This window comes from Bradyrhizobium ivorense, from assembly GCF_900696085.1.
GTDB lineage: Bacteria > Pseudomonadota > Alphaproteobacteria > Rhizobiales > Xanthobacteraceae > Bradyrhizobium > Bradyrhizobium ivorense.
Map to the genome: position 1 here is coordinate 161,018 of NZ_CAADFC020000008.1, position 23,001 is coordinate 184,018.

Consider the following 23,001-nt stretch of genomic DNA (forward strand, 5'->3'; position numbering starts at 1 on the left):
TAGGCTCCTTCGCGATTCGCCGCTAGTCGCATCCCAGCAGTGAATGAAATTCGGCCAAAGTAACGTTAAATCAACATGTTAACAATCGTACCTTGCTATACAATGGAAAATCCAGTAAGTGACCATAATGGTACATTTCAATGATTCGATGACCATTTTGGTGCTGAACGATGACGCAAGGCAAGCCAGCGGACCTTACACCCCAGGAAATCCGCCGTATCCGCGAGAAGATCGGCCTGTCGCAGGTGGAGGCGGGCGAGCTGCTTGGCGGCGGTCCGCGCGCCTTCACGAAATATGAATCCGGGACGATTAAGCCGACGAGCGCGACGGCGAATATCCTGCGTCTGCTCGACGCCAACCCGTCCGCCATCATCACCCTGTCCGGCGGCAAGGTCGCGCCGATGGAACTAGACAGCACGGGACCGTTCGAGGTCACCGGCAAGCACATCGCGGCGCTCAGCCCGAGAAAATTCGTCCTGCTCATGCGCCGGCTCCTCGATGGTGAGGCGCTCAGCGGGAACCTGCCGATGGACGGCATCCACGTCGCAGCCAACATCACCGCTGCCGACGGCGGCGAGGATGCGCGCATCGAGTGGCAGGACGGCCCCGAACGGACGACGTTTTTGCCAAACCGCATCTCGCAGTTCCAGTTGAAGGCCGGACCGATCTCGCCGGCTGAAGCCGGCGCGGACGTTCTGACGCCGGCCGGCGAGGTCAAGTCGATGGTACGCGACGCCTTGGAAAAAGGCGGCTGCTACATTATGGCGTGTGGTCACTCGTACGAGAACAAGCTCGTCAAAGCGCGCGCCGAAAGCATCCGCAAGGCCCTCGCGAAAGCAGGGCTCAAGGTCAAACCCGAGCAGGTTCAGTTTCGTGACGCCGACCAGCTCGCGTCATGGGTAAACATTCTGCCGCCCGTCGCGGCCTGGGTTCTCGAGCAGACGCAGCCCGGCTTGGTCGGGCCCTTCAAAGACTGGACGCATTGGGCAGGCCGTTTCGACGGCAGCCCGTGGATTCCGGACCCGCGCTTACCTTCTTTCCGCGAAAAGCTCCACTCGTTGGTCGGCAGGCCGCGAGGCATCGCCCGCGTCGTGGGTTTGTCCGGCGTTGGTAAGTCGCGACTGACGCATGAAGCTCTCGGCCCGACCGAGGAGGAGGAGGCATCGGGCGTTCAACTCTCGGACCTTGTTCTGTACTCGGTGGAGTCCGAAGCTGGACCGGTGGCTATCAAGAATATCGTACAAAGCCTCGTCGACTCCGGTTTCCGAGCGATCGTCGTCGTTGATCGTTGTCCGCTCGAGTCCCATCACGACCTCGTCGGCATGGTGAAGCGTTCCGGCAGCCGCGTCTCACTCATCACCATCGACCACGACGTTCCCCCATCCGTTCAGGGCGACGATGAGTTGCTGATGGTCGATCGGGCGAGTGACGCTGTCGTCGAAGGGATGATCAAGCAGATCGCCCCTGAACTGCCGAGCGAAGATCATCGCCGTCTTTTGAGATTTGCGCGTGGGTTCCCACAGATGGCAACCCTGCTCGGTCAGGCGTGGCTCAGCGATATGCCCATCGCGGCCGCCACGGATGACGAGCTCATCGACCGGATTGTTCTTGGTCGAAGGCCGACCGATCCGGCGTTGCTAAAAGATGCGGGGATGCTCCTGGGGGCGTTCCGGCTTCTCGGCACCGCCGGTGAACTGGATGATCTCACACATGTTGCTCGTTTTGCGCGGGGCCGATCCGTCGAGGATCTGCGCGCCGCATTCGCCGATCTGCAGGCGCGCGGCGTGGTGCAGCAGCATGGGCGTCTGGTTAGCCTGCAACCCAAGCCGCTCGCGCTGGCGCTTGCTGAACGGCAGTGGCGGCAATGGGGCCACGCAACATGGGACGGCATACTCGCTGGAAATCTTCCAGAGCGGCTACGGCAGAACGCCGCTTGGCAGCTCGCACTCTTGAACACCGGCCATATCGCGCCGCAGGTCGCACGGCATGTGATGCGCTTTGATGGCCCCTTTGCTTCATTGGAAGCCCTCGGCCAAGAAGGTGCCGGCGACGTTGTCAGCGCTTTGGCGGAGATCGATGCGGAAGCGGTCGTCACACTCCTGGAGCACGTCCTGAACCCGCTATCTATCAAGGAGCTCGAAGAGGTTCGCGGCGACCTGCGGCGCGGACTGGTCCATGCTCTTGAAAAAATCGGCTTTATCGACATCACCTTCGAGCGTGCCGCGCTGTTGCTGCTCAGGCTGGCCGTTGCCGAAAACGAGCAATGGGGCAACAATTCCGTTGGGCAGTTCAAGGCGTTGTTCCCGGTATTTGGGGCGAATACGACTGCGCCGGCGGCGCCCCGCCTGCGTCTCTTCGATGAGTTGTTGCAGAGAGATGATCCGCAGGAAATGCCCATCGTGATCGATGCACTCATCGAGGCATCCAGTATGCAATCGCATGCAAGCATGATGGGGCCTGAAACACACGGTAGCCGTCCGCAACTGGTCCCCTGGCAACCGAAGTATTGGAAGGACGCGTGGGAATACGTGATTGCGTGCGTCGATCGATTGGTCACGATCGGCCTCCGCGGCGACGCGTTGGGCGCGCAAGCCCGCAATGGGATCGCTCAGGAATTCCGTTCATACGTGAGCGGCGGCTTGATCGACGATGTAGAGAGGTGGGTTGCGCAAGTTCGGGCAGTTCATCCCTATTGGCCCGCAGCGCTCAACGCGCTGGGCGATGTACTGCAGTACGATTTGTCTGAACTCAAGGACGATGAAGAGCCGCGCGTTCGTAAACTCATTGCTGATCTTTCACCGCAAGACATTGCTGGCCGCATCCGCCTGCTTGTCACCGAGATGCCATGGGATTATCCCATCGACGCGAAGCTTGAGTTTCACGAGCGGGAAGCGCACCAAATCGAGACGGTGCGCACGGTGGCCAGCGAGGCCCTCGCGCAGCCGGATGCGCTGCTTAAGGCGCTCGATGCTTTGTCCCGTGATGAACAGCGAATGTCAGTCCCTTTCGGCAAGGCTATCGCCGAACTCGCCGACGACCCGCTTGTATGGGAACAGCCGATCAAGCGAGCCTACGCCGCAGCCGCCGAAGACAGCCGGAACTACGGGCTGATTGCCGGATATTATTCCGGCCTCGCCGCCCAACATCCCGCCGTGCTCGGCGCCTACAAGCGCGAGGCCGTCCATTCGAATATTTTTGCACCCACGCTGCCGTTCTTGTGCCTGTTGCTGGGCATAACGGCAGATGATGTCGGGCTCGTATGCGAAGGCCTGAGAGCAGGAACACTGCGGCCGCGCGCCATGTCGCATTGGGGTATGGGCGGGGTATTTGCGAAGCTTGACACTGCGTCGGCAGCACCGTTGTTTGATCAGCTTCTGGGTATGGACAGCGCGGCCTATTCCGTCGCGCTGGACGTGATGGGCATGTTCGTCCATGGCAATCTAAATCGCCTTGAGGAGTTGCGCCCCCAGATCATGCTGGCGGTCGACCACGTCGGCAAGCGTCCGAAGCGGCGCGGTTCGCAGATGAGCGCACATCACTTCGAGCACGTCTTGGTCTGGCTTCTCAAAAAGGGGCGAGACGACACCGACGCGCGGGTGGCGGCTGGTAAGTTGGCGAACTATCTTGCGGCCAACCCGGACGGCGACACGGCCAAGATGATCAAGCCGTTGTTGCCCATCATGTTTCACAATTTCGCGTCCATCGTATGGCCGGTGTTCGGTAACGCGATCATTCGGGACCGAGCCACGGCATGGCGGATCGAGCACGCCATCGGAGATGGCTTTTCGTTTGCAGACAAGAAACAGCCGGCCATCCTGCACGTGCCTGAAGATATTCTGTTTGCCTGGGCGCACGCCAATCCTGATGCGGCTCCCGCGTTCCTGGCGCGTACGCTTCCGGTTCTCACGACCCGCGCTGCAGGCGTCGAACGAAGCTTTCACCCTCTCACGATGCGGCTTTTGAACGAATTTGGCGATCGCGACGACGTGCGGCGCTACCTCATGCAGAATATGCATACGTTTGGGTGGTCTGGGTCATTGGCTATCTATTTCGCGCTCTACGAGGAGCCGCTCCGGTCGCTCTTCGAGCACCCGATTGGAGCCCTGCGGCGCTGGGCAACAGTCGCGCACACGCAAATGCGAAAGCAGGTAGAGTCAGCCAAGCGCGATGACGATGAGCAAGCTGCTCAATGGGACGCATGACTCTACCACCCGAAAAGACGAGCCTGCGAGCAGCCTACCCGGTTGCGACAGATCGAATTTGCCAGCAGCCACGTTCAACAATGGCCATCAGCAAATGAAGCCACTTACAGGCCTCTTCCTTGGCGCAGGTGCATCCTATGAGGCGGGACTGCCGCTCGTCTGGGAATTGACCGACGAAATCAAGAAATGGCTTACACCCAAAGAGCTACGCGAGTTCAATAAAGGATGGCGGATTCAGGGAGGCGGCCATCCGGATGAGGTGATCGAGGATCTGATTGTTTGCCTTGGGCGCCCGGAGATGCACTACGAGGCGATCCTTGGCTACCTTGAGGCGCAGTGGCGCCGTCACCGGGCGCATGCGCTTGCGTATCACGGGCTCTATGTGTGGCTGGTCGAAATGGTCTACCACATGCTCTACTATCGGCATGTCAACAACGAAGCGTACCTCACTCGACAACTTTCCGCTTACGACGGCCTTCGGGCGCTGGCTGATGAGAATTCACCTTTGTGGATTTTCTCGCTCAACCATGACGTAATTGTCGAGGCAATAGCGGCACGCTTGTCCATCTCGCTTCACAGCGGGTTCAGTCCGGAGCGAAAGAAGTTTATCCGTCGCGATCGGGCTGGAAAGCCGATCGGTGAGATCCAGGCGGAAGTGCTCACCAAAGCCGAACTCGAGAAGTACGCCATGTATTTCCCGAACCCGCCTAAGCCAGGAATCTATCTTCTGAAGATTCATGGTGCGCTGGACATTTTCACGTTCAACGAGGGTGAGGATTTGCTAAAGCTGCTGCCAGGCGCGCCGGGGCAGGAAGGCGTCATCGATGTTCTACGCGCCGCCAACGAGGGCCTCTTCTATGAGATCCCCGGCGGTCACGGCATGCGCGCGAAAGCGGCGAACCAGATTTGCTACCCCGATGAACAGGGCGTGATGCAGTTTCTTCGGCGGACTCTCCTGGCCGGCGCCTACAAATTTGACGCCCGAAGCCAGCAGGTTCTGCCAAAGAGCATGCTGAAGCACTTTCAGCAGAATCTCAACTTTGTCACCACGCTCGTATGTATTGGCTATGGCTTTGGCGACCTGCACATCAATCTTGTCATCCGCGAGTGGCTCGAATTCCATCCCAACCGGCGGCTCGAGATCGTCAATCCCGGTGTGCGTGATGTCCCGGCATTTCTTCTGCATCTCCTATCGCAGGTGCAGATCACATCAAGTACCACGACCGAGTATATGGACAAGCGCGCAAGCATCGTGCGGACGCCGAAGGAACGTCTCGAACGACGCATCGGTGAGATCCTGCGGCGGCTCGGCAAAGAGCGGGGGGACGAGGCGCGCGAGAGTTTCGCGCGCGCTATAAAAGACCAGGCGGCAAAGGGGCTGGCCGAGAAGCTTAAGTCCCTACCCGTCATTGACGGACAGCCGGACATCGCAGCACTTGGAGATCCCACAATGGTCGCCAAGCAATGGGCGACGGAATTGCGGCTGACGCCCGAGGAAGAGCTGCAGCAGTTCCTTGCATATTTGGAAGACATCCTCGCCAAGGGACAGTCACCGACCGCGGGAACGATCTGACATAATCGCGCCACGCAAGCATCCGACGCGTACTACGTTGGGATTTGGAGAACCTAAAAGAAAGAAGGCGCCCGATTTTCGGACAGTGATAGCGACGCCGGCATGAAATGACGGCGGGGCCCGAAAGCGAGTGCAGTCGCGAGACCGGTTAAACGCACCCGGGCAACGGCAACGATAGCGGCGCGGAAGGCGAGCCCATTGCGCAAGTGCCTCCGGCGAGCGACACGTCAAGGACGCGTCGCACATCTCACCGGGACCGCCGCACTGATCCACCGGCAATCAGCGCGCACACCATGGCGAGTTCATACAGTTGTCAGCTGGTCTTAAAGCGCCATGCGTCCATGATATTTGTGTCCTCCATGTCTTCAAACGTAATCTTCTTTCCAGCATCAAAGAGCGCCTTGGCCTTGTTCATCGCTGCGACGGTTGGCGGCCAATAACCAACGTCGGACACAATGCGGGGGACGCGTATGCGCATGACGAGGGAGTTGCGCTGCTTCTCGACAATATCCGCCAATGCTTTCTCGGAAGTCACGGGCTCAAGCGTGAGCGGGCCCTTTGTTTCCTCGAACGTCGCCGCGATATGCACACGATCGATCGTCCCCGCTTGGGCATCGCGGAGAATCCCGTGTTTCACAATACCCGGCGCAGATGCCATCCACCCCGTCACGGTGACGGCCCCCACGGCAATCCACGTGGCATCCGGGTTCTTGGGCGCGAGGCGAACGAGGTGCTCGCCAATCGAGGCCGGGATTTTTTCGGAGACCCATAAGAACCAGATCGCGTTCAGGATCTCGGTTATCGGCGGCTCATCGAGGCGATCCAGCACCACCGTGATGAAGAGACCATCATCCTTCCACCCCTCGGGAACGTACGGAAGCATGCTGAGATTGAATTGCGAGACCAGGAGATAGACGACGGCCTTCAACGCGGCGTTGATCTCTTGGCTCAGCCGGTCGACGTTGAGTCCTTCGAAGACCAGCGTCCGGATGCGGCGCGCGGCAGCCGCGTCCCGCGCGTCGGCCGTGTATCCCTTCGCGCTGACGAGGATGCCTTGCTGGAGGGGGATGCCGGTATCTTCGAGGATGCCGGCGAAATTGTCGACTGCATCGGTGTCGAGGGGTTTGCTCTCGTTCTTGCATCCGATCGCAATGTGTACCGGGTATCCCGCCACGTCGGCCGTAATCAGGACGTCGACTTCCCGCTTGCGCTTGCGGTTACCGCGTATCACGGGCAGCTTCCGCCGCGTCTCCACAGTGACACCCGGCGCGGCGTGCAGCATCGCCACGAGGTCCTCGAGGAGCCTTCCCTTGATCTTGTTCGACATCGCCGGCCGTTGTTATCAGTATCTCGCGCCAGGTTAGCCTGAGTCGTGCACTTCCGCGAGGCCGGCGATATCAAGCAGCGGAGAAAAGGCGCCTCCCAAGAGTGCTTTAATTTGAACAACTGATCTCCGACAAATTAAGCTAACAGGGCACCGTCTGGGAAAGCGATATGCAGGATCATGCCGATGACTGAAAAGAACCCTCGGTATAATGGGCTCTATGTCTACGTGTTCGATGCTAACAAGCTAGAGTGCGGCGATGTCATTCTCGCAAGAAACGCGGAATCAACGTCTTTCAAGGGAAAGGCAGTCTCAGACGCGATTGCGACGGGATCACGTGGCGATTTCAGCCACGCACTCCTCTGCACGACGCCACCCACGCTCATCGAAGCCATCGATTCCGGTGTTTCGAATATCAATTCGCACAACTGCTTCATCCATGACCCCGAGCATGTGCGGGTTCTCCGGTATCCCAACGCAGCGATTGCAAGCGCGGCGGCCAGCGCGGCAATGATGTCGTTTGCCAAAGCATATTCCAAGCGAGCGGCGATTTCCTCGATCGTACCGGGCGTACACCTGGGTCGGCCGCGTGACGATCGCACATTTTGCTCGGCGCTCGTCGCGGCATCGTTTCGCGCGGCTGGCGCACCCGAATTTAAGACGATCGACCCCATGAAGACGACTCCTGCTACTCTGCAGAGATCCGCTCGTTTTGCGGACGTTACGACCGACGTTCTCAAACGCGTCCTGTCGTTTGAGAATATTGAGGACATGAGCGCCCTGGACGGTGACAGGAGGCCATCGCCCATGGCCGGGCAAGCCAAGCTGCTATTTGAGTACTACTCAGCGCTACTCATTCCTATCGATGCGTTGATGGCGACCTATCCAGGGCTCCTCAGCTTTCGCCCGACCAGCTTTTTCCAGTGTTTGGACATGATCGGAGCGCTGTGTTTTGAGGTCGACAAGCTGCCGGATACATTCGAGGCTAACGATCTGCGCCAGCGCACCGGAGTCATCGACGAACTAGCGTTCAAGCTCTTGTCTGAGGGTAAGTGGCAGGCGATGCAGACAGCCGCCGAAGCAATCGACGATAAGAGCATGCGCTATACGCTCGAAGAGTCGTTCAAACCGGACCCCGACATCGATCTAGAGGGGACGCTCGGCTTCATTCGTCAGACCCGCGACCAGATCCGATCCCGCGCCTCCATTCTCAACGATCCCGAGAGGCCTCCCGGCCATTCGCTCGTTTGGGACGAATGGATCAGGCTCACGCATCTCTCGCTCCAATACTTTGAGAAGCGATTGAGCGTTCTTACGGAAGCCTTAGGACGGGCCTATCCGAACGCCCCGAGTGCATGACGGTAACGACATTGACGTCTATCGGGACCAGCGCGATGATCTACGCCCGATATGTAGTCGCCTCACGAGCTATCCGATCCAAGTCGGTATTCAAGTCGGAAGCTGCGGACTGAACGTCTGAAAATACACCTGCATACCTAAATAGGAATATGCGCGCGCTAGGAGGGCACACGACGGGAATGCGGCGCAAACTATGACGGCGACAACTGTCGCCCGGAGGCGGATGCGCTTCGGGCGCCGGTCCCGACATATGCCAGCGGCAACGATGTCCGCCGAGGCCACCGATGCTGGCCTCTTAGCGGGCTTAAAAGGAAGGCACCCGATTTCGGGACAGTGATAGCGACGCCGGCATGAAATGACGGCGGGGCCCGAAAGCGAGTGCAGTCGCGAGACCGGTCAACAAGGCACCCGCGCGACGGGCAGTGATAGCGATGCCGCGCAGCGGCAGCCCTTCGTGCGAGTGCCTCCGGCGAGCGACACCATGGATTTCTCGACCGGGTTTGGTCTTCCGAGAGAGGCCTCCGAGCCAGGCAGGAACGATGCCCTCGATCCGCCGCTGCAATACGGTTATGCCGCAGCGCGGTCCCGGGCAGAGCCCATCGATGAGCGTTTCGCCAAGCTCGGCACCTATGAAATTGCAATCTCCTGAACGGCTTGCCGCCCTCCTGCCGCTACGGGGGCAAAGGAACCGGCAGGGGAATGCCGCCGCACCTGCTGCTGCGTCAAAGGATCGAAGTGTGTTTCGCTTACGGACCGCCGCCTCGAAGCGCCCGGCGACGACTTCGGCTCGCCCTTACGCGAAGAATTTAAGCGGCCTTGCGATTTTGCAAGCGCCAGTGAGCCTCAAGCTTGTCGCAGAGTTGTTTTTGACGGGCTTCCACGATGGCAGGCATCCAATCGTTGTGCTCGAGAACCTGCGTCGTGAGGACGAATGGCGAAACGCCATCTTTTGAGAAGTAGGCCTTTTTCTTGCGGTCGAAATCCCAATTGCTGGCCGAAGCATTTTTCTTCCTTGTCAGAAGCGCAAGGTTACCGAGCGAGTGGACCACCTCGATCCGCTTCTGCGCGTCAGGAAACCACTCGGCCCACTTGCTGTCCGCTTTGGGATTCTGCGGGAGCACGTGCTCGACCGTGATGGTATCGTAGTCGTAACTTGCGCCACCGCCGGACATAAGCGCGTCCAGACGAAGCAGAACGGCGGAGCGGGCACGAGCGGCGAGAGTGTCATATAGAGGTCCGCTCAAGACCTTGTACGTCGCCGCTTGTTCAGCCTGCGAAAGCTGCAAGGCTGATTTCTCGCTCGTCAGATCATCACCGCTTTCAATTTCTTTGGTAAGCCGCGAGAATTTATCGATGCGGTCATTGATGCTGCTCTTGCGGATCAACATCGAGTATGCAAGGCGCTCCAAATCTCGGAAGAAGATCTCCATCTTCTTCGGCTGACTGCGATGGCGCACGGCGAAAGCCAAGGCGGGCGGGAGCCAGTCGTTGAATTCGAGGCGATTGAGCCATTTCAAATGCTCGTTGACGATCTCCGCTTTTTCCGAGCTAACGTAAGCGGAGTCGGTCAATTCCGCGAACACCTCGCCGATGGGAACGATGACATCGTCGATCAGTTGCTTCGGCTTGTACGCCTGCGCGACGTGCTCTTTGAATTCCTTGAGAACCGTGCCCTTCGGCTTTGCCTTGCGATAGATCATGCGAATGAGGCTTAGAAGCTCGCTGAACTGATCGCGTCCCAGAGACTCTTCCAGATCTTCCCACTTCTTCGTGTAGGCGTCGCGCTGACTGTCCTCGATCGCGCCGACGATTTCGGCCTTCAATATGTCGCCCGGGGCGAGCGGCAAGCCCCGGCTATTGAGGATCGAGAAAATGCGATAAGCGGAGTCTAGATCAGGGGTCGACACCACAACGAGAAAGCATCGCGTCACCATGAACTGCGCGAGAGTCACGCGCTCGGCGACGGTCATCTCTTTCAGCCGCTCGTCGAAATAAAGAGCATTTCTGCGCAGGTTCTGTCGGCTGTCTGAATTCTGCTCGCCTAACGCAATGAGCTTGGCAAAGCCGCCCTCGCGCTGAACGTAGGTCTGAAAAAAATCAAGGTCCCGGGACCGCAGGGCCAACCGAAACCGGTCCTGCGTACCCAGGATCTGACTTCCTTTTTCATAGATGAGTTGGGTGATGTCGCGGCCTTCTTCGGCAGATAGGTTTGCCCGGATGGCCGAAAGAAGGAGAGTGATCGTGGTCAGTCTCTGCTGGCCGTCCACGACCTGGCAGTCCGGTACATTTTCCGGCTTGATGAGGACAATGCTTCCCAAGAAATAGGGTGAGTACTCTTCCCCCGGGTCTTTCGACTTGGCGGCATCCCAAAGATCGTCCAGGAGGTCGCGCGCCTGCTCAACCGTCCACGCATAGGGACGCTGAAAACCGGGAATTTCAAAAACATAGTCGCCACCGAATATTTTAGAGACCGGCTGTTCGTGCGCTGAAAGTGGTGAAGCCATTATTTCCTCTCCCCAAATGCAGAAAACATCGCATCCAGAACCCGGGGTTGTCGAGGCTCATTTCCACAATTCCTCAGGTTTACGTCGTCATCTGCGCCGTTCAGCAGAAATTACGGCAGCCATCCCCCCGGAGGCGTGAGGTTTCCCCGGCCAGAATGAAAGGATCAACGAGACCTACAAAAGGCCAAACGGTGTTCCCGCGCGGCGGAAATGAGCGAGAGCGAAGACGGCATTCGTCACCTGAAAGCCTAAGCCGCGGTCGCGGCCTTTCAGGCATCGGGCTTTCCCAATCCGTCGCCGGATCTGGCGGCGTACGTTACGACCGGTGGCGATGGCGGCTCGGGCGTTGTTGTGGTCCGCGACCAAAATCAATAGCAGTTGTTTGGCGGCCACCGTGAACGTGCGCGCAGTCCCCTTCTCTCAACGCGTCGTGCGCAGGTGGGCGATTGCCTCTTCGATCAGCGCCAGGACGCGCTCGCCGCTATCGGCAAAAATCACGCCGAGCTCGAGGTCGCCATGCTCTGGGATAGGCTCCTCCCAGACCTCCACTTGTCCCGTGGTCTTTCGTTTCCCTGCATTTTCTTCCAGAAGACGGCCCCACTGCATAAACGCGCACCATTCCAGGTAAAGATCGCTTTCTCGGGGGAGCCTGTCACGCGCGATGACCAGCTTTGCGTGGTAGGCCTTCGTCTCCCTGCCTGAATACGCTCCGACGCGCAGCTGTCCGACAAAGAAGCGATAGTAGGTCGCCGTGTCCCGGGCTTCCTTTAGGTATTCGATCTCTTCACCAAGTTCGGCTCGCTTACGACTGATCTCATCGCGGTGCTCATCAAGCTCCTTGGCAAGCAAGGTCTTGTGATCCTCCAAGGCCTTCATGTTATCCGTCTTCTTGTTGTCCAGTTGTTCAAGAAGCGTATTGCGTTTCCGGTCGAGATCCTCGTCGATCGCGGCTTTTTGAGTGGCAAGCTCCCGGTTCATCGCCCGCTGGGCACCCGTCTGCATCAGGGCGCTAACGCCGCTCGTAAGCGCGGCGAGCAACGTCGCGATGGCAGCGGGCAGAACGACCAGGAGCTTGTTGGTCTCCTCCGCCTTGCCGAGCCGCGTCGTTACGATCGGAATCCATTGATCGGCGGTGTAAAGGAGGCCACCGACAACACCGGCAAAGATAACAAACGTGATCAGAAAGAAGAGAAAGAGCCTCCACATAGCATCACTGGCAGGTGCCATTGATGCAAAGGCAGAGATCATGCGCGCATGATTTGTTGCAAAGGACGCCCTTGGTCGGACATTCGGTTGTCCCCTGGCTCAGCTTCTTGGGCAGCCATTTGTAGACCATGCAGTTCTGGCCTCGCCGAACGCAATCCGGATAGGTGATGTCGGACACGATTACTTTCTTGAACGCACCCTGCTCGGGGCTTGTAGGATCCGGAACGGCAAAAACGCCGCTTCCCTTGTCGCCTGGCTTTTGACCGTCGAGAGCTTCGTCGCTGGTTTGATTTTCACCGGGTGGCATGGTGAGTCCTCCTTAAGGTAACGAACAATGAAAGAACCGAATGGCACCCGGACTCTATTCCTCGGTAATGCTGAAAGAGGCGCCGTGATTATCGAAGTACTTCCACGGCACGCCATCTTTGAACACGAGGGCGTCCAATCCCGTTGCCGTGTTTCGCGCATCCTGCTCGCTGGACACGACGACATGGAGATTTTCGAATGTATCCGACACTGCATCTAAGGTGTAGATTGCGAATGAAGACATGTCGTACTTTCATATGGTGAGATGTCGAAGACGGGCGTCGGAAGTTATTAGGTCCCTGCCACGCTAGAAGCTCAAAGTTGCGGTCGACGGACAATGATCCGAGATCGCCAGCAACGGATCGGGATGGCCTTGCCCGGCCGGCCGCGTCCCTCCGAAGCGACCGATCGCGACCTTGGTGGCGGGATTTGACACCGAAAGGCTCGAGCTCACGAGCATTTGGTCCAACCCGATCGGATTACGGCAGCCAAGGCTATCTGCGCGCGTTAGCGGCTTCAGCGCATCCTGATCGAAGAGCTCCCGCTTAGAGCGCTCGCAGAGCTGCCTGGCGACAGCATTGACCGGGCATTCGGGTTCCAGGTGAGCAAGGGCGCTGGAAGCTGGGGCGCCATCATTAACCTCGCCGTATAAGCTGCGAACGAGAACGCCGGTTGGCAGGGACGTCGCTGGGTCGCTTCCGTCGGAACGGATGGCTGATTTCGCGATAGAGGTTTTCTCGTGCGAGAGATTCCGGTTGAAATCCCCCATCAGGATGACCGGCATGCCGGAGGAGCTTGTTTCTAGCCAATCCTCGAGCGGACGAACCTGTCGCTGGAGGATCGGGCAAGCATCGCCGCCACCATCAAGTTTGCCTCGGTCTTCGAGCGGGCTAACACAGGACGACTTGAGATGCACGGTCATGATCCGCAGCGGTTTGCCGTCGATCTGAAGCGTCAGCGATAACCCGGGGCGCACCTGATCCTTCGCAGCGAGATCCGGCAACGATAATGGCGCAATGACGCCGCAGTCGGAGCCGGTGCCTAGGCTCTTTTTCCAGGCAATCGCAAGCCGCTGAACCTTGAAAGTGCCAAACGAGCAGATCTCGTAGTCAGCACCGTTGTTGGGCAGAACTTCGCGCACGGCGGTGGCGCCGCTCACCTCCTGAAACGTCATGATGTCCGGATCGAGGTTCCGGCCGATGAAGTCTTGGAGCTGCTGAGCGCGCTTTTGATAGGCCGCTTCGGTTACCGGGACGATCTTGAAATTCGCCTGATAGACGTCGCATGGGGGCTTTACGGCGATGTCCCATTTGATCTTTGCGTTACGCCCCCATTTGAGCTCCCAGCCGGGCTTTGTCGTCCCGGTTGTCGCGGGTTCGAACAATCCGCTGGCGGGATTGAGCTTGAAAGGCTGGCCGCAATCGCGGATCCAGTCCTTTGCTTCAGCCTGGCTCAGATGCCATCCAAGATTCCACGTTGCGATCTTGACGTCGCGCGCCTGCACGCCCTGCGTTGCTTCAAGCAGCATGAAAGCGGCTAACAGGATCAACCGGTGAATTCGCATGGGACGCTCCTGAGGTTGACCGATGGACGAGCCGGCCGCGACGGCGACCACCCTATCGTGATTGAAAAACAGAGAAGGGTCGGCGATCGTGCAGACTGGGCCATGGTTGCAATCGCTTCGTTTTAATCGGCTGCGAACAGCATAGGTTCAACGTCAATCAACAAAGTTATGCGCAAAGTCAAAAAAGCAAGCCGTCGTGCCGCCCTTTCGGCGTTCGGCCTATAGACCACGCTCTCTGGCGAGCGATGCCTTCGTTCCTTTCTTATAAGCATCCTTTACCCACTCATCGCGAGTTTGCTTGAGCACAAGCGGGTCCGCGTCGGAACCCGGCTTCGGTTTCGCTCCCTTTTTCTCATGGGTCTTGTTCCAAATGGCGCGCGCCCGATAGTGGTTGTAGAGGCGCATGAATTCCGCGACATAGGCCTGAGCGAGCGCGGCATTGCCCTTTATCTCCAGGACGTTCTCGTCGTTGGAATTCTCCGAGGCTTTGCTGAAATTGGGGGAGCCGGTGTAGATGGTCGGCGCCGCGGTGTCGCCGTCGATCACGATGAACTTGTGGTGCACATGAATCGGCGGAACGCGCGATTTCTTTTTCCCGGCCTTGGCCTTGCTCTTGGTGACCGACGCGTCGTAAGCCGTTGTGTCGATCGTCCTCAATTCGGGCAAGAAGCCACGCGGCGCATTGGCGCCGAAGGCTGAATAGGGAAGCGTGTCCGGATTCGTCTGCGAGCGGTGGAAGATGGTGCTGGCGATCTCCGGAAGCTTTCGCTTTTCGCCCTTTTTGGTCGGCTTATCGGGATCATCAATGCTGTTCAACAAGCCATAGATCAGATGCTTCGGTGAATCGCCCTTGGCAAAGATGGCTTCCATCAGGTCCTTGTCGGACGCTGTGAACATACAGAACAACACCGAGGATTTGGCCTTGCTTACGGCCTCCGTGACCGTGTCCAAAAATTCACGCTGCGTGCCGGGCTCCGGCAGAAAGAAGACGCGGATCTTGGTATTTTCAACGTCTGTCACATCGCTCCAGGCAGGCGCCTCCATGTCTTTCTTGCCGATGTTTTTGGCGAGGAGATTGCCGCGCTCTGCATAGAGCGCGGCGAGCTCGCGCGAATGGATGATGTGCAGAAGGTTCGCCTGCACCGTCTGGGCTTCGGGCGTGAAGTTTGTCGAGCCCATCAGCACGGCCTGCTCATGCTTCTTCTTGTAAGAAATAATGAACTTGTCGTGCATCAGCTTTGAGATGGCATCGCGCTTGTGGATCGAGATATTGTGGCGTTCGTCCGCGATCAGACGGGCGGCGGCGCGGGACTTGGAATCGTCCGCCTTGTCGAAATAGACAATCGAGCCGCGTCCCTCGAAACTGGTAAAAGCCGGGATGACCCATCGATTGTCAGTCAGATGATAGATGGCGCAGTCGAACGCGTCGCTTTCCTCGAGGATGTCTGGGATTGCATGTTGGAGGCCATTGGCTAGCCAATCCATTTGCTTCTCGAGCGGCTTGTCCTTTTGTTTGGCAAAGCTCTGGGCGCTCACGACAGCCCGGTTGAAATAGGTGGCGATCTGCCCTTGGAGCGGCTTTGGCACGGCGACCTTTCGCTTACCGGCAGCCCCCTTTTGTAATGTCAAGTCATTCGGGCCTGTGCCCAGGACCGGAATGACGGAGTATTCAAAAGTCCTTCCCTGGTCGTCGACATTGATGCCGCCGTCCCACCAGTTAAACTTCTGGATCGGCGCGCGGTCGCTTCCCTTCGGGCGGGCGTCTTCCGCAAGCGGCACGAAATCGAGCTTGTTGAACAAGAACTGCGGTTTTCCGTCGCGCCCGTAGCCCGGGTTACGCTCGATGGCGAAGCCCAGGAAATCCGGATGGTCGACACCGTCCGCCCAATTGAATGTCAAAAGCACGCAGCCTGGACTCGCATAGGCCTTGACTGTCACTGGAGTGACCATGACCGCTTCCCCCGCTCGGCTGGATATCATGCACGAATAGACCGCTCGCGCAATACGTGCAGGAGGAGTATAACGCCCGTCCAGACGCCTTCCGCCCTTTATATTCTTGTCATTTTTCTCCGGAGGATTGCGATGCCTGCGACCGTGCCCCATCAGCTCTACACCGCCGACGATTTGTTGGGAGGCTTTAACCCGTGGGACCCGATGGGCTTCACGCTGTCGCGAGATTTCGCGATCTATCGCGAGTTCGCCAGCGACGGGGGCCCCTTGCCGACGTCGCTCGCCATCCGCGCAGCGCAGGCCGCGCATGACGCCGCGATTGCCGACGCCTTGCGGGTCTTTCTGAAGACGGTTCAACGGCCGCTCGTGGGAGTCATGGGCGGCCACAGCCTTCCGCGCAATCACAAGGCCTACGCAGCCATCGCCCACCTCGCGCGCGATCTCGCCCGGCAGCATTTTCTGCTGGTCACGGGTGGCGGGCCGGGCGTGATGGAGGCCGCGCATCTGGGGGTGGCATTTTCTTCGTTCGACAGCGCTGGACCGCTCGACGAAGCAATTGGGCTCATAAGCGCCGCGCCAAAAGCCCCCTTCCTCGACGATCTCTTTAATGATGATTGGACGATCAAAAAAGATAAGCTTGGGGCGATCGACGAAGCACGCAACTGGTTGAAGACGGCCGTTGAGGTTCGCGCTAAAGCGCCTTCGATCCTGCCGGTTAGTTTGGCGATCCCGACCTGGCTCTATGGCGCGGAGCCAACCATGCCGTTCGCAACGCACTACGCGAAATATTTCCAAAACAGCTTGCGGGAGGAGGCCCTCGTCAACAATTCGCGAGCGGGCATCATTTACGGCCGCGGCGGCGGCGGGACGATGCGGGAGATTTATCAGGATGTGGAGCGCAACTACTACGCCAAAACCCTCGACGAGGTGACGCCGATGATTTTCTTCGATGGTGACAAGTATTGGGAGACAGACCCTATCCTTAGCGAAACGCAGGCGGCGACGCCAGGGATCAATGTTCACCCAACAATCCGCCCGATCCTATCCTTCGGTCTCGTATCGGAAAAGCGGCCGAAGGGCGACGTGGAAGCTTGCCTTGATGAAAAACTGCTCTTCACCACCGATCACGCGTCGATCATCACGGTCCTGCGCGGACATGAAAAGACGTCCCAGCGCAACCTGACCTTTGCGCTCGCAGCCGAGCCCTTGAAAATCGGGACGCTCAGGATGAACCGCAGGTAGGCTCGCGACCCACTCTTCTTGGTAGCCGGACGCGGTCCGGTTCTGCCGTTGTGAAAAGAAACAAGTCCAGGAGCGGCCGAGGCAGGCTACTCTAACGGATTTTCACGCGGTCTATGAGCCCGCTAAAAAAGCGGCTTCGCTCCAATCGCGATCCCACGTTCAGTAAGCGGCGCTAGCGCACATAGGCAGCGGCTGAGCCGATTAACCAGCGACGCCCGTTCGCCCACGTTCGCCAATGCTTATTCGACGGATATTCGAGGATTTTTGTCAAATGGATCTAAGCCATTGACATCACTGGCGCTCCCTAGGGGAATCGAACCCCTGTTTCAGCCTTGAGAGGGCCGCGTCCTAACCGCTAGACGAAGGGAGCGTTGAGAGGCAAGGCAATAGCCTTGAAATCGGCCTGCCGCAAGATGGCTTGTGCATTGCGGCGGAGATTTTGTCACTGATCCTTTACGGGCCCGGGGGCGGAATCTTGCGCCGGAGCTCCGGATTTGCGGGTTCAGCGCGGCGCGATGCCCGCAGATGCGGCATTGGCATCGGGATATGACGGGTGTCGGACGAGACGCCACCGTCGCCTCGCCTGCAGCAGCATGTCCCACCTTAAGATGTCACGCCGCTGTCGTGCACGGCCCCGCTTTTGCCAAACGGCAAATGCAAAACACCTGCCTGTGAAGTCACTCGGCGCCAGCCTCTGATAGCATTGCAGCCATTCACCATGCTGCGCCCGGCGGGGCGCCCGAGAAGCGAGAGGAGTGCTTGGAACACAGCGCACGCCCCAGGCGCACGCACGGCAATTTGGCTTAACCAACAGCTTATCCAACATCTTGGCAAAACAAACATCAAGGCGGCCGCCGGCAAGGGAAGACGTTCCATCGCCTGCACCGCTCCCGGTCAAAGGCTTAAGCAGAGCGAGGACAGACCATGATCAAACTAAAAATCAACGGCCAGGAACAGAATTGGGACGGCGACCCGGATCTTTCGCTGCTCTGGTATCTCCGCGATGAAGCCGGGCTGACCGGCACCAAATACGGCTGCGGCCAGGCGCTGTGCGGCGCCTGCACCGTGATCGTCGACAAGGAGGCGGTGCGCGCCTGCATCACCTCGGTGTCCGACGTGGTCGGCCGCGAGGTCGTAACCATCGAGGGCCTGCATCCGACCGGCGATCATCCGGTGCAGAAGGCCTGGCGCCAGGTCAATGTTCCGCAATGCGGCTACTGCCAGGCCGGCCAGATCATGCAGGCCGCCGCACTGCTCAACGAAAACCCCAAGCCCAGCCACGACCAGATCCGCGAAGCGATGTCGGGCAATATCTGCCGCTGCGGCTGCTACCAGCGGATCGAGAATGCCGTGCATCTCGCATCGACGGGGGTGTGACATGAACATCATCACCAATCCCGGAAAACTTCGCGGCTTCGAGAAGCACGTGAAGGTCGAGAACGTGTCGCGCCGCAGCATCCTGAAGGGCCTCGGCATCGCCGGCTCCTTCGTGCTCGCCGCGCCCGTGATGTCGCGCACCGCCTTTGCCTATGAGACCGGCGCCGGCAAGATGCCGCATGGCGTCGTGGTCGACCCGCGCGTGTTCGTCGCGATCGCGCCCGACGGCATCGTCACCATTCTGGCGCACCGCGCCGAGATGGGAACCGGCGTCCGCACCAGCCTGCCCTTGATCGTCGCCGAGGAGATGGAGGCCGACTGGAAACGCGTCCATGTTCAGCAAGCCCATGGCGACGAGGCCAAGTTCGGCAACCAGGACACCGACGGCTCGCGCAGCACGCGGCACTATCTGATCCCGATGCGCCAGATCGGCGCCTCGGCGCGCGCGATGCTGGAGGCCGCCGCGGCCAAGAAATGGGGCGTGCCGGCCAGCGAGGTGAAGGCGCAGAACCACGAGGTCGTGCACTCCGCGAGCGGCCGCCGCGCCAGCTTCGGCGATCTCGCCGCCGATGCCGCCAAGGAGCCGGTGCCCGCGATCGACAGCCTCAAGCTGAAGGACCCGAAGGACTTTCGCTATCTCGGCAAGGGCGAGGTCTCGATCGTCGACCTGCACGACATCACCACCGGCAAGGCGCATTACGGCGCCGATATCCGCCTGCCCGGCATGAAATATGCCGTGATCGCGCGGCCGCCGGTAACCGGCGGCAAGCTGAAGTCGTTCGACGACAGCGCCGCGAAGAAGGTGCCGGGCGTCGAGAAGGTGATGGAGGTCAAGGGCTGGCCGTGGCCGTCGAAATTCCAGCCGCTCGGCGGCGTGGCCGTGATCGCGCACAACACCGGTGCCGCGATCAAGGGCCGCGACGCGCTGAAGATCGTCTGGGACGACGGCGCCAACGCCAAGTACGACTCGGTCGCGTATCGCGCCTCGCTCGAGGAAGCGGCACGAAAACCCGGCCTCGTGGTGCGCAAGGAGGGCGATGTCGAGGCGGCGCTGAAGGGCGCCGACAAGGTCATCACCGGCGAGTACTACCTGCCGCATCTCGCCCATGTCAGCATGGAGCCGCCGGTCGCGGTGGCCGACGTCAAGGGCGACAAGGCGGAAATCTGGGCGCCGGTGCAGAGCCCCGGCGGCACCCGCGAGGACGTCGCCAAGACGCTCGGCATCCCCGAGGGCAATGTCACCGTCAACGTGACCCTGCTCGGCGGCGGTTTCGGGCGCAAGTCGAAGTGCGACTTCGCGATCGAGGCGGCGCTGCTGTCGAAGGAGCTCGGCGTGCCGGTCAAGGTGCAGTGGACCCGTGATGACGACGTGCATCACGACTTCCTGCACACGGTCTCGGTGGAACGCATCGAGGCCGGCCTCGACAAGAGCGGCAAGGTGATCGCGTGGCGGCACCGCAGCGTGGCGCCGACCATCGCCTCGACCTTTGCGGCCGGCGCCAATCACGAGGCGCCGTTCGAGCTCGGCATGGGCCTGATCGACAACCCGTTCGAGATCGCCAATCTGCAGTGCGAGAATCCGGAAGCGGCCGCGTTCACGCGGATCGGCTGGTTCCGCTCGGTGTCGAACATCCCGCGCGCCTTCGCGGTGCAGTCGATGGTCGCGGAGATCGCGCAGGCGACGGGCCGCGACCCCAAGGACATGCTGCTCGAGCTGATCGGCAGTCCGCGGATCGTCAACCTGTCTTCGGTGAAGGATCCCTGGAACTACGGCGAGCCCTATGACAGCTACCCGATCGACACCGCGCGCTTGCGCAAGGTGGTCGAGCTGGTCGCCGACAAGGGCGAATGGGGCCGCAAGGTGCCGAAGGGCCACGGCCTCGGCATCGCCGTGCACCGCTCCTTCGTCAGCTACATCGCGACCATCGTCGAGGTGCAGGTGGACGACAAGGGCAAGCTGACGGTGCCGCGGGTCGACACCGCGATCGATTGCGGCACCTATGTCAACCCGGAGCGCATCCACTCGCAGATCGAGGGCGCCGCGATCATGGGGCTGAGCCTCGCCAAGTATGGCGAGATCACCTTCAAGGACGGCAAAGTGCAGCAGAGCAATTTTGACGACTTCCCGGTGATCCGGATGGACGAGTCGCCTGCGATCACCAACGTCTACATCGTGCCGCCCGCCCCCGGCACACCGCCGAGCGGCGTCGGCGAACCCGGCGTGCCGCCGTTCGCACCGGCGCTGATCAACGCGATCTTCGCCGCCACCGGCAAGCGCATCCGCAACTTGCCGATCGGCAAGCAGCTGGAGGCGTGATCACGGCGAAGCGCCAGACGCAACAGACCGGACGCCCGCGACTTGCTCGCGGGCGTTTTCTTTTGGAGTGCGGGATTGTTGAGCCGTCATTGCGAGCGCAGCGAAGCAATCCATGCCGCAGCGTATGCGGAGCGATGGATTGCTTCGCTTCGCTCGCAATGACGGGGGATAGACAGAAAGCGGACCAGGAAGCGGCGGAGCTCCCCCCTCCGCCGCTTCCCGATCGCATCGCCCCCTGACTACGGTTCGCGCTTCTAGTTTCTTGCTACTTCTTATTAAGCGCGAACACCCAGATCACGCCGCCTTGCGGCACGTTGTTCTCGAAGCCCGCAACCTTGCCGGCGAGCGCGTCCTGGATGCGCTGCGCGTCGACACCCCAACCCGACTGGATTGCGATGTATTGCGTGCCGTCGACCTCGTAGGACATCGGCATCGCCATGATGCCGGAGTTGGTCTTCTGCTCCCACAGCAACTCGCCGGTCTTGGCGTTGAAGATGCGGAAGGCGCGGTCGTTGGTGCCGCCGGCCAGCACCAGGTCGCCGGCGGTCGCAGTGACCGAGCCGAACAGCTGCGAGGTCTTGAAGTCGTGCTGCCAGACCTTCTTGCCGGTGGCCGGATCCCACGCCTGCAGCTCGCCGAAATGATCGGCGTTCGGCCCCGGCGTCAGTCCGATGTCCTCCGGCTTGGTGCCGAGCCAGAGCTGGCCGGGAACCAGCGGCGTCTTTTCGCCGGTGAAGCCGCCGCAGAAGTTTTCGTTGGCGGGAACGTAGACCAGCTTGGTGTTCGGGCTATAGGCCGCCGACGGCCAGTCCTTGCCGCCCCACAGCGACGGGCAGAATTCGACCCGCTTGCCGAGCACCGGCTTGTGCTCGGGATCGACGATCGGACGGCCGGTCTCGGCCTCGATGCCCTTCCAGACATTGGTCTTCACGAACGGCCAGCCGGCGACATAGTTGATCTTGTCCGGCTTGCGCTCGAGCACCCAGAAGATCGCGTCGCGTCCCGGATGCACCAGGCTCTTGAACGAGCGGCCGTCGCGCTGCAGGTCGATCAGCATCGGCGCATCGACCTCGTCCCAGTCCCAGCTGTCGTTCTGGTGATACTGGAAGTGGTTCTTGATCTTGCCGGTCTCGGGATCGAGCGCCAGCACCGCGCTGGTGTAGAGGTTGTCGCCGGGATGTCCCGACCCCGGCCACGGCGCCGCGTTGCCGACGCCCCAATAGATTGTCTTGGTGTCCTTGTCGTAATTGCCGGTCATCCAGGCCGATCCACCGCCGGTCTTCCAGTCGTCGCCCTGCCAGGTCTCGCTGCCCGGCTCGCCCGGGGCCGGGATGGTGAAGGTGCGCCACAGTTCCTTGCCGTTCTTGGCGTCATAGGCGACGACATAGCCGCGCACGCCGAACTCGCCGCCGGAGCCGCCGACGATCACCTTGCCGTCGACCAGCAGCGGCATCAGGGTCATGTACTGACCCTTCTTGTAATCCTGCACCTTGGTGTCCCAGACCACCTTGCCGGTCTTGGCGTCGAGCGCGACGACGTGATCGTCGGTGGTGGCGAGATAGACCTTGTCGTCCCACAGCCCGACGCCGCGGCTGGTCGGATGCAGCTGGAACAGATCGTCGGGCAGCTGCCGCTTGTAGCGCCAGTATTCCTCGCCGGTCTTGGCGTTGAGCGCGATCACCTGCCCCATCGGGGTCGCGACGAACATCACGCCGTTGTTGACGATCGGCGGCGCCTCGTGACCCTCGATCACGCCGGTGGAGAAGGTCCAGGCCGGCTTGAGGTCCTTGACGTTGGAGGTGTTGATCTGGTCGAGCGGACTGAAACCGTGTCCGTCATAGGTCCGCCGATACAGCATCCAGTTGGCGGGTTCCGGATTTTCGAGACGCGCCGACGTCACCGGACTGTAGTTTTCGATCGGGCCTGCGGCGGCGTAGGTCGAGACCAGGCATGTGAACGCGACACAGCCCGACAACAACAAGTGCTTCCTTGTCATGAGATGCTACCTCCCTGCTCTGTTTTGTTTTTCAGATTTATTTTGAGCACGATCTCCTTCGGAAAACCGCTTCACGCTTTG

Annotated in this window: 15 protein-coding genes and 1 tRNA gene; 7 read left to right on the top strand and 9 right to left on the bottom strand. The window is 60.0% G+C overall.

Going from position 1 to position 23,001, the window contains the following annotated elements:
• The first annotated feature begins 170 nt into the window (after positions 1-170).
• Positions 171-4,202 (top strand): type II TA system antitoxin MqsA family protein, encoded by a 4,032-nt coding sequence (locus CI41S_RS11830; RefSeq protein ID WP_139859091.1) that lies wholly within the window; start codon positions 171-173, stop codon positions 4,200-4,202.
• Complete coding sequence (locus CI41S_RS11835) at positions 4,174-5,775, top strand: hypothetical protein (protein ID WP_244626477.1); 1,602 nt, start codon at positions 4,174-4,176, stop codon at positions 5,773-5,775. The genes CI41S_RS11830 and CI41S_RS11835 overlap by 29 nt, the downstream gene beginning before the upstream one ends.
• Positions 5,776-6,088: 313 nt before the next feature.
• On the opposite strand, the gene CI41S_RS11840 is transcribed toward CI41S_RS11835, so the two are convergent.
• Positions 6,089-7,102 (bottom strand): restriction endonuclease, encoded by a 1,014-nt coding sequence (locus CI41S_RS11840; RefSeq protein ID WP_139859092.1) that lies wholly within the window; start codon positions 7,100-7,102, stop codon positions 6,089-6,091.
• Between the two features lie 183 nt (positions 7,103-7,285).
• Between CI41S_RS11840 and CI41S_RS11845 the strand changes: the two genes are divergently transcribed.
• Both CI41S_RS11845 and CI41S_RS43390 read left to right on the top strand, forming a co-directional pair.
• Positions 7,286-8,458 carry a C40 family peptidase gene (locus tag CI41S_RS11845; protein WP_139859093.1) on the top strand — a complete coding sequence of 391 codons (1,173 nt, stop codon included), beginning with the start codon at positions 7,286-7,288 and terminating at the stop codon, positions 8,456-8,458.
• A gap of 481 nt (positions 8,459-8,939) precedes the next feature.
• Positions 8,940-9,107 carry a hypothetical protein gene (locus tag CI41S_RS43390; RefSeq protein ID WP_172628000.1) on the top strand — a complete coding sequence of 56 codons (168 nt, stop codon included), beginning with the start codon at positions 8,940-8,942 and terminating at the stop codon, positions 9,105-9,107.
• Between the two features lie 157 nt (positions 9,108-9,264).
• Here the strand turns inward: CI41S_RS43390 and CI41S_RS11850 are convergent, their stop codons facing one another.
• From CI41S_RS11850 to CI41S_RS11875, 6 genes are all read right to left on the bottom strand, one after another.
• Entirely contained in the window at positions 9,265-10,962 is a 1,698-nt protein-coding gene (locus CI41S_RS11850) for a DUF262 domain-containing protein (protein WP_139859094.1), read from the bottom strand.
• A gap of 420 nt (positions 10,963-11,382) precedes the next feature.
• Positions 11,383-12,210 carry a hypothetical protein gene (locus tag CI41S_RS11855; RefSeq protein ID WP_139859095.1) on the bottom strand — a complete coding sequence of 276 codons (828 nt, stop codon included), beginning with the start codon at positions 12,208-12,210 and terminating at the stop codon, positions 11,383-11,385.
• Positions 12,173-12,475: a hypothetical protein gene (locus CI41S_RS11860; protein ID WP_139859096.1), complete on the bottom strand. Its 303-nt coding sequence runs from the start codon at positions 12,473-12,475 to the stop codon at positions 12,173-12,175. The genes CI41S_RS11855 and CI41S_RS11860 overlap by 38 nt, the downstream gene beginning before the upstream one ends.
• 54 nt (positions 12,476-12,529) lie before the next feature.
• Positions 12,530-12,718, bottom strand: coding sequence for a hypothetical protein (locus tag CI41S_RS11865; RefSeq protein ID WP_139859097.1), 189 nt, complete (start codon positions 12,716-12,718; stop codon positions 12,530-12,532).
• Positions 12,719-12,781: 63 nt separating this feature from the next.
• Positions 12,782-14,038 (bottom strand): endonuclease/exonuclease/phosphatase family protein, encoded by a 1,257-nt coding sequence (locus tag CI41S_RS11870; protein WP_139859098.1) that lies wholly within the window; start codon positions 14,036-14,038, stop codon positions 12,782-12,784.
• Positions 14,039-14,257: 219 nt separating this feature from the next.
• Positions 14,258-15,988, bottom strand: coding sequence for a phospholipase D-like domain-containing protein (locus tag CI41S_RS11875; RefSeq protein ID WP_172628001.1), 1,731 nt, complete (start codon positions 15,986-15,988; stop codon positions 14,258-14,260).
• A 132-nt stretch (positions 15,989-16,120) separates the two neighbouring features.
• Between CI41S_RS11875 and CI41S_RS11880 the strand changes: the two genes are divergently transcribed.
• The gene (locus CI41S_RS11880) at positions 16,121-17,230 is read left to right on the top strand and encodes an SLOG cluster 4 domain-containing protein (protein ID WP_172628002.1); all 1,110 of its coding nucleotides are present in this window, start codon (positions 16,121-16,123) and stop codon (positions 17,228-17,230) included.
• Between the two features lie 295 nt (positions 17,231-17,525).
• On the opposite strand, the gene CI41S_RS11885 is transcribed toward CI41S_RS11880, so the two are convergent.
• Positions 17,526-17,600, bottom strand: a tRNA-Glu gene (locus CI41S_RS11885).
• Positions 17,601-18,154: 554 nt separating this feature from the next.
• Here CI41S_RS11885 and CI41S_RS11890 point away from each other — a divergent pair.
• The gene (locus CI41S_RS11890) at positions 18,155-18,607 is read left to right on the top strand and encodes a (2Fe-2S)-binding protein (protein WP_139859101.1); all 453 of its coding nucleotides are present in this window, start codon (positions 18,155-18,157) and stop codon (positions 18,605-18,607) included.
• Between the two features lies 1 nt (position 18,608).
• A complete protein-coding gene (locus CI41S_RS11895; protein WP_139859102.1) occupies positions 18,609-20,924 on the top strand; it encodes a xanthine dehydrogenase family protein molybdopterin-binding subunit in 2,316 nt (771 codons plus the stop codon).
• 265 nt (positions 20,925-21,189) lie between these two features.
• On the opposite strand, the gene CI41S_RS11900 is transcribed toward CI41S_RS11895, so the two are convergent.
• A complete protein-coding gene (locus tag CI41S_RS11900; protein WP_139859103.1) occupies positions 21,190-22,920 on the bottom strand; it encodes a methanol/ethanol family PQQ-dependent dehydrogenase in 1,731 nt (576 codons plus the stop codon).
• Positions 22,921-23,001: the final 81 nt, after the last annotated feature.

Coding starts and splice junctions, on each gene's coding strand:
- CI41S_RS11830 (WP_139859091.1), top strand. CDS start 171: ATGACGCAAGGCAAGCCAGCGGACCTTACACCCCAGGAAATCCGCCGT.
- CI41S_RS11835 (WP_244626477.1), top strand. CDS start 4,174: ATGAGCAAGCTGCTCAATGGGACGCATGACTCTACCACCCGAAAAGAC.
- CI41S_RS11840 (WP_139859092.1), bottom strand. CDS start 7,102: ATGTCGAACAAGATCAAGGGAAGGCTCCTCGAGGACCTCGTGGCGATG.
- CI41S_RS11845 (WP_139859093.1), top strand. CDS start 7,286: ATGACTGAAAAGAACCCTCGGTATAATGGGCTCTATGTCTACGTGTTC.
- CI41S_RS43390 (WP_172628000.1), top strand. CDS start 8,940: ATGGATTTCTCGACCGGGTTTGGTCTTCCGAGAGAGGCCTCCGAGCCA.
- CI41S_RS11850 (WP_139859094.1), bottom strand. CDS start 10,962: ATGGCTTCACCACTTTCAGCGCACGAACAGCCGGTCTCTAAAATATTC.
- CI41S_RS11855 (WP_139859095.1), bottom strand. CDS start 12,210: ATGATCTCTGCCTTTGCATCAATGGCACCTGCCAGTGATGCTATGTGG.
- CI41S_RS11860 (WP_139859096.1), bottom strand. CDS start 12,475: ATGCCACCCGGTGAAAATCAAACCAGCGACGAAGCTCTCGACGGTCAA.
- CI41S_RS11865 (WP_139859097.1), bottom strand. CDS start 12,718: ATGTCTTCATTCGCAATCTACACCTTAGATGCAGTGTCGGATACATTC.
- CI41S_RS11870 (WP_139859098.1), bottom strand. CDS start 14,038: ATGCGAATTCACCGGTTGATCCTGTTAGCCGCTTTCATGCTGCTTGAA.
- CI41S_RS11875 (WP_172628001.1), bottom strand. CDS start 15,988: ATGGTCACTCCAGTGACAGTCAAGGCCTATGCGAGTCCAGGCTGCGTG.
- CI41S_RS11880 (WP_172628002.1), top strand. CDS start 16,121: ATGCCTGCGACCGTGCCCCATCAGCTCTACACCGCCGACGATTTGTTG.
- CI41S_RS11890 (WP_139859101.1), top strand. CDS start 18,155: ATGATCAAACTAAAAATCAACGGCCAGGAACAGAATTGGGACGGCGAC.
- CI41S_RS11895 (WP_139859102.1), top strand. CDS start 18,609: ATGAACATCATCACCAATCCCGGAAAACTTCGCGGCTTCGAGAAGCAC.
- CI41S_RS11900 (WP_139859103.1), bottom strand. CDS start 22,920: ATGACAAGGAAGCACTTGTTGTTGTCGGGCTGTGTCGCGTTCACATGC.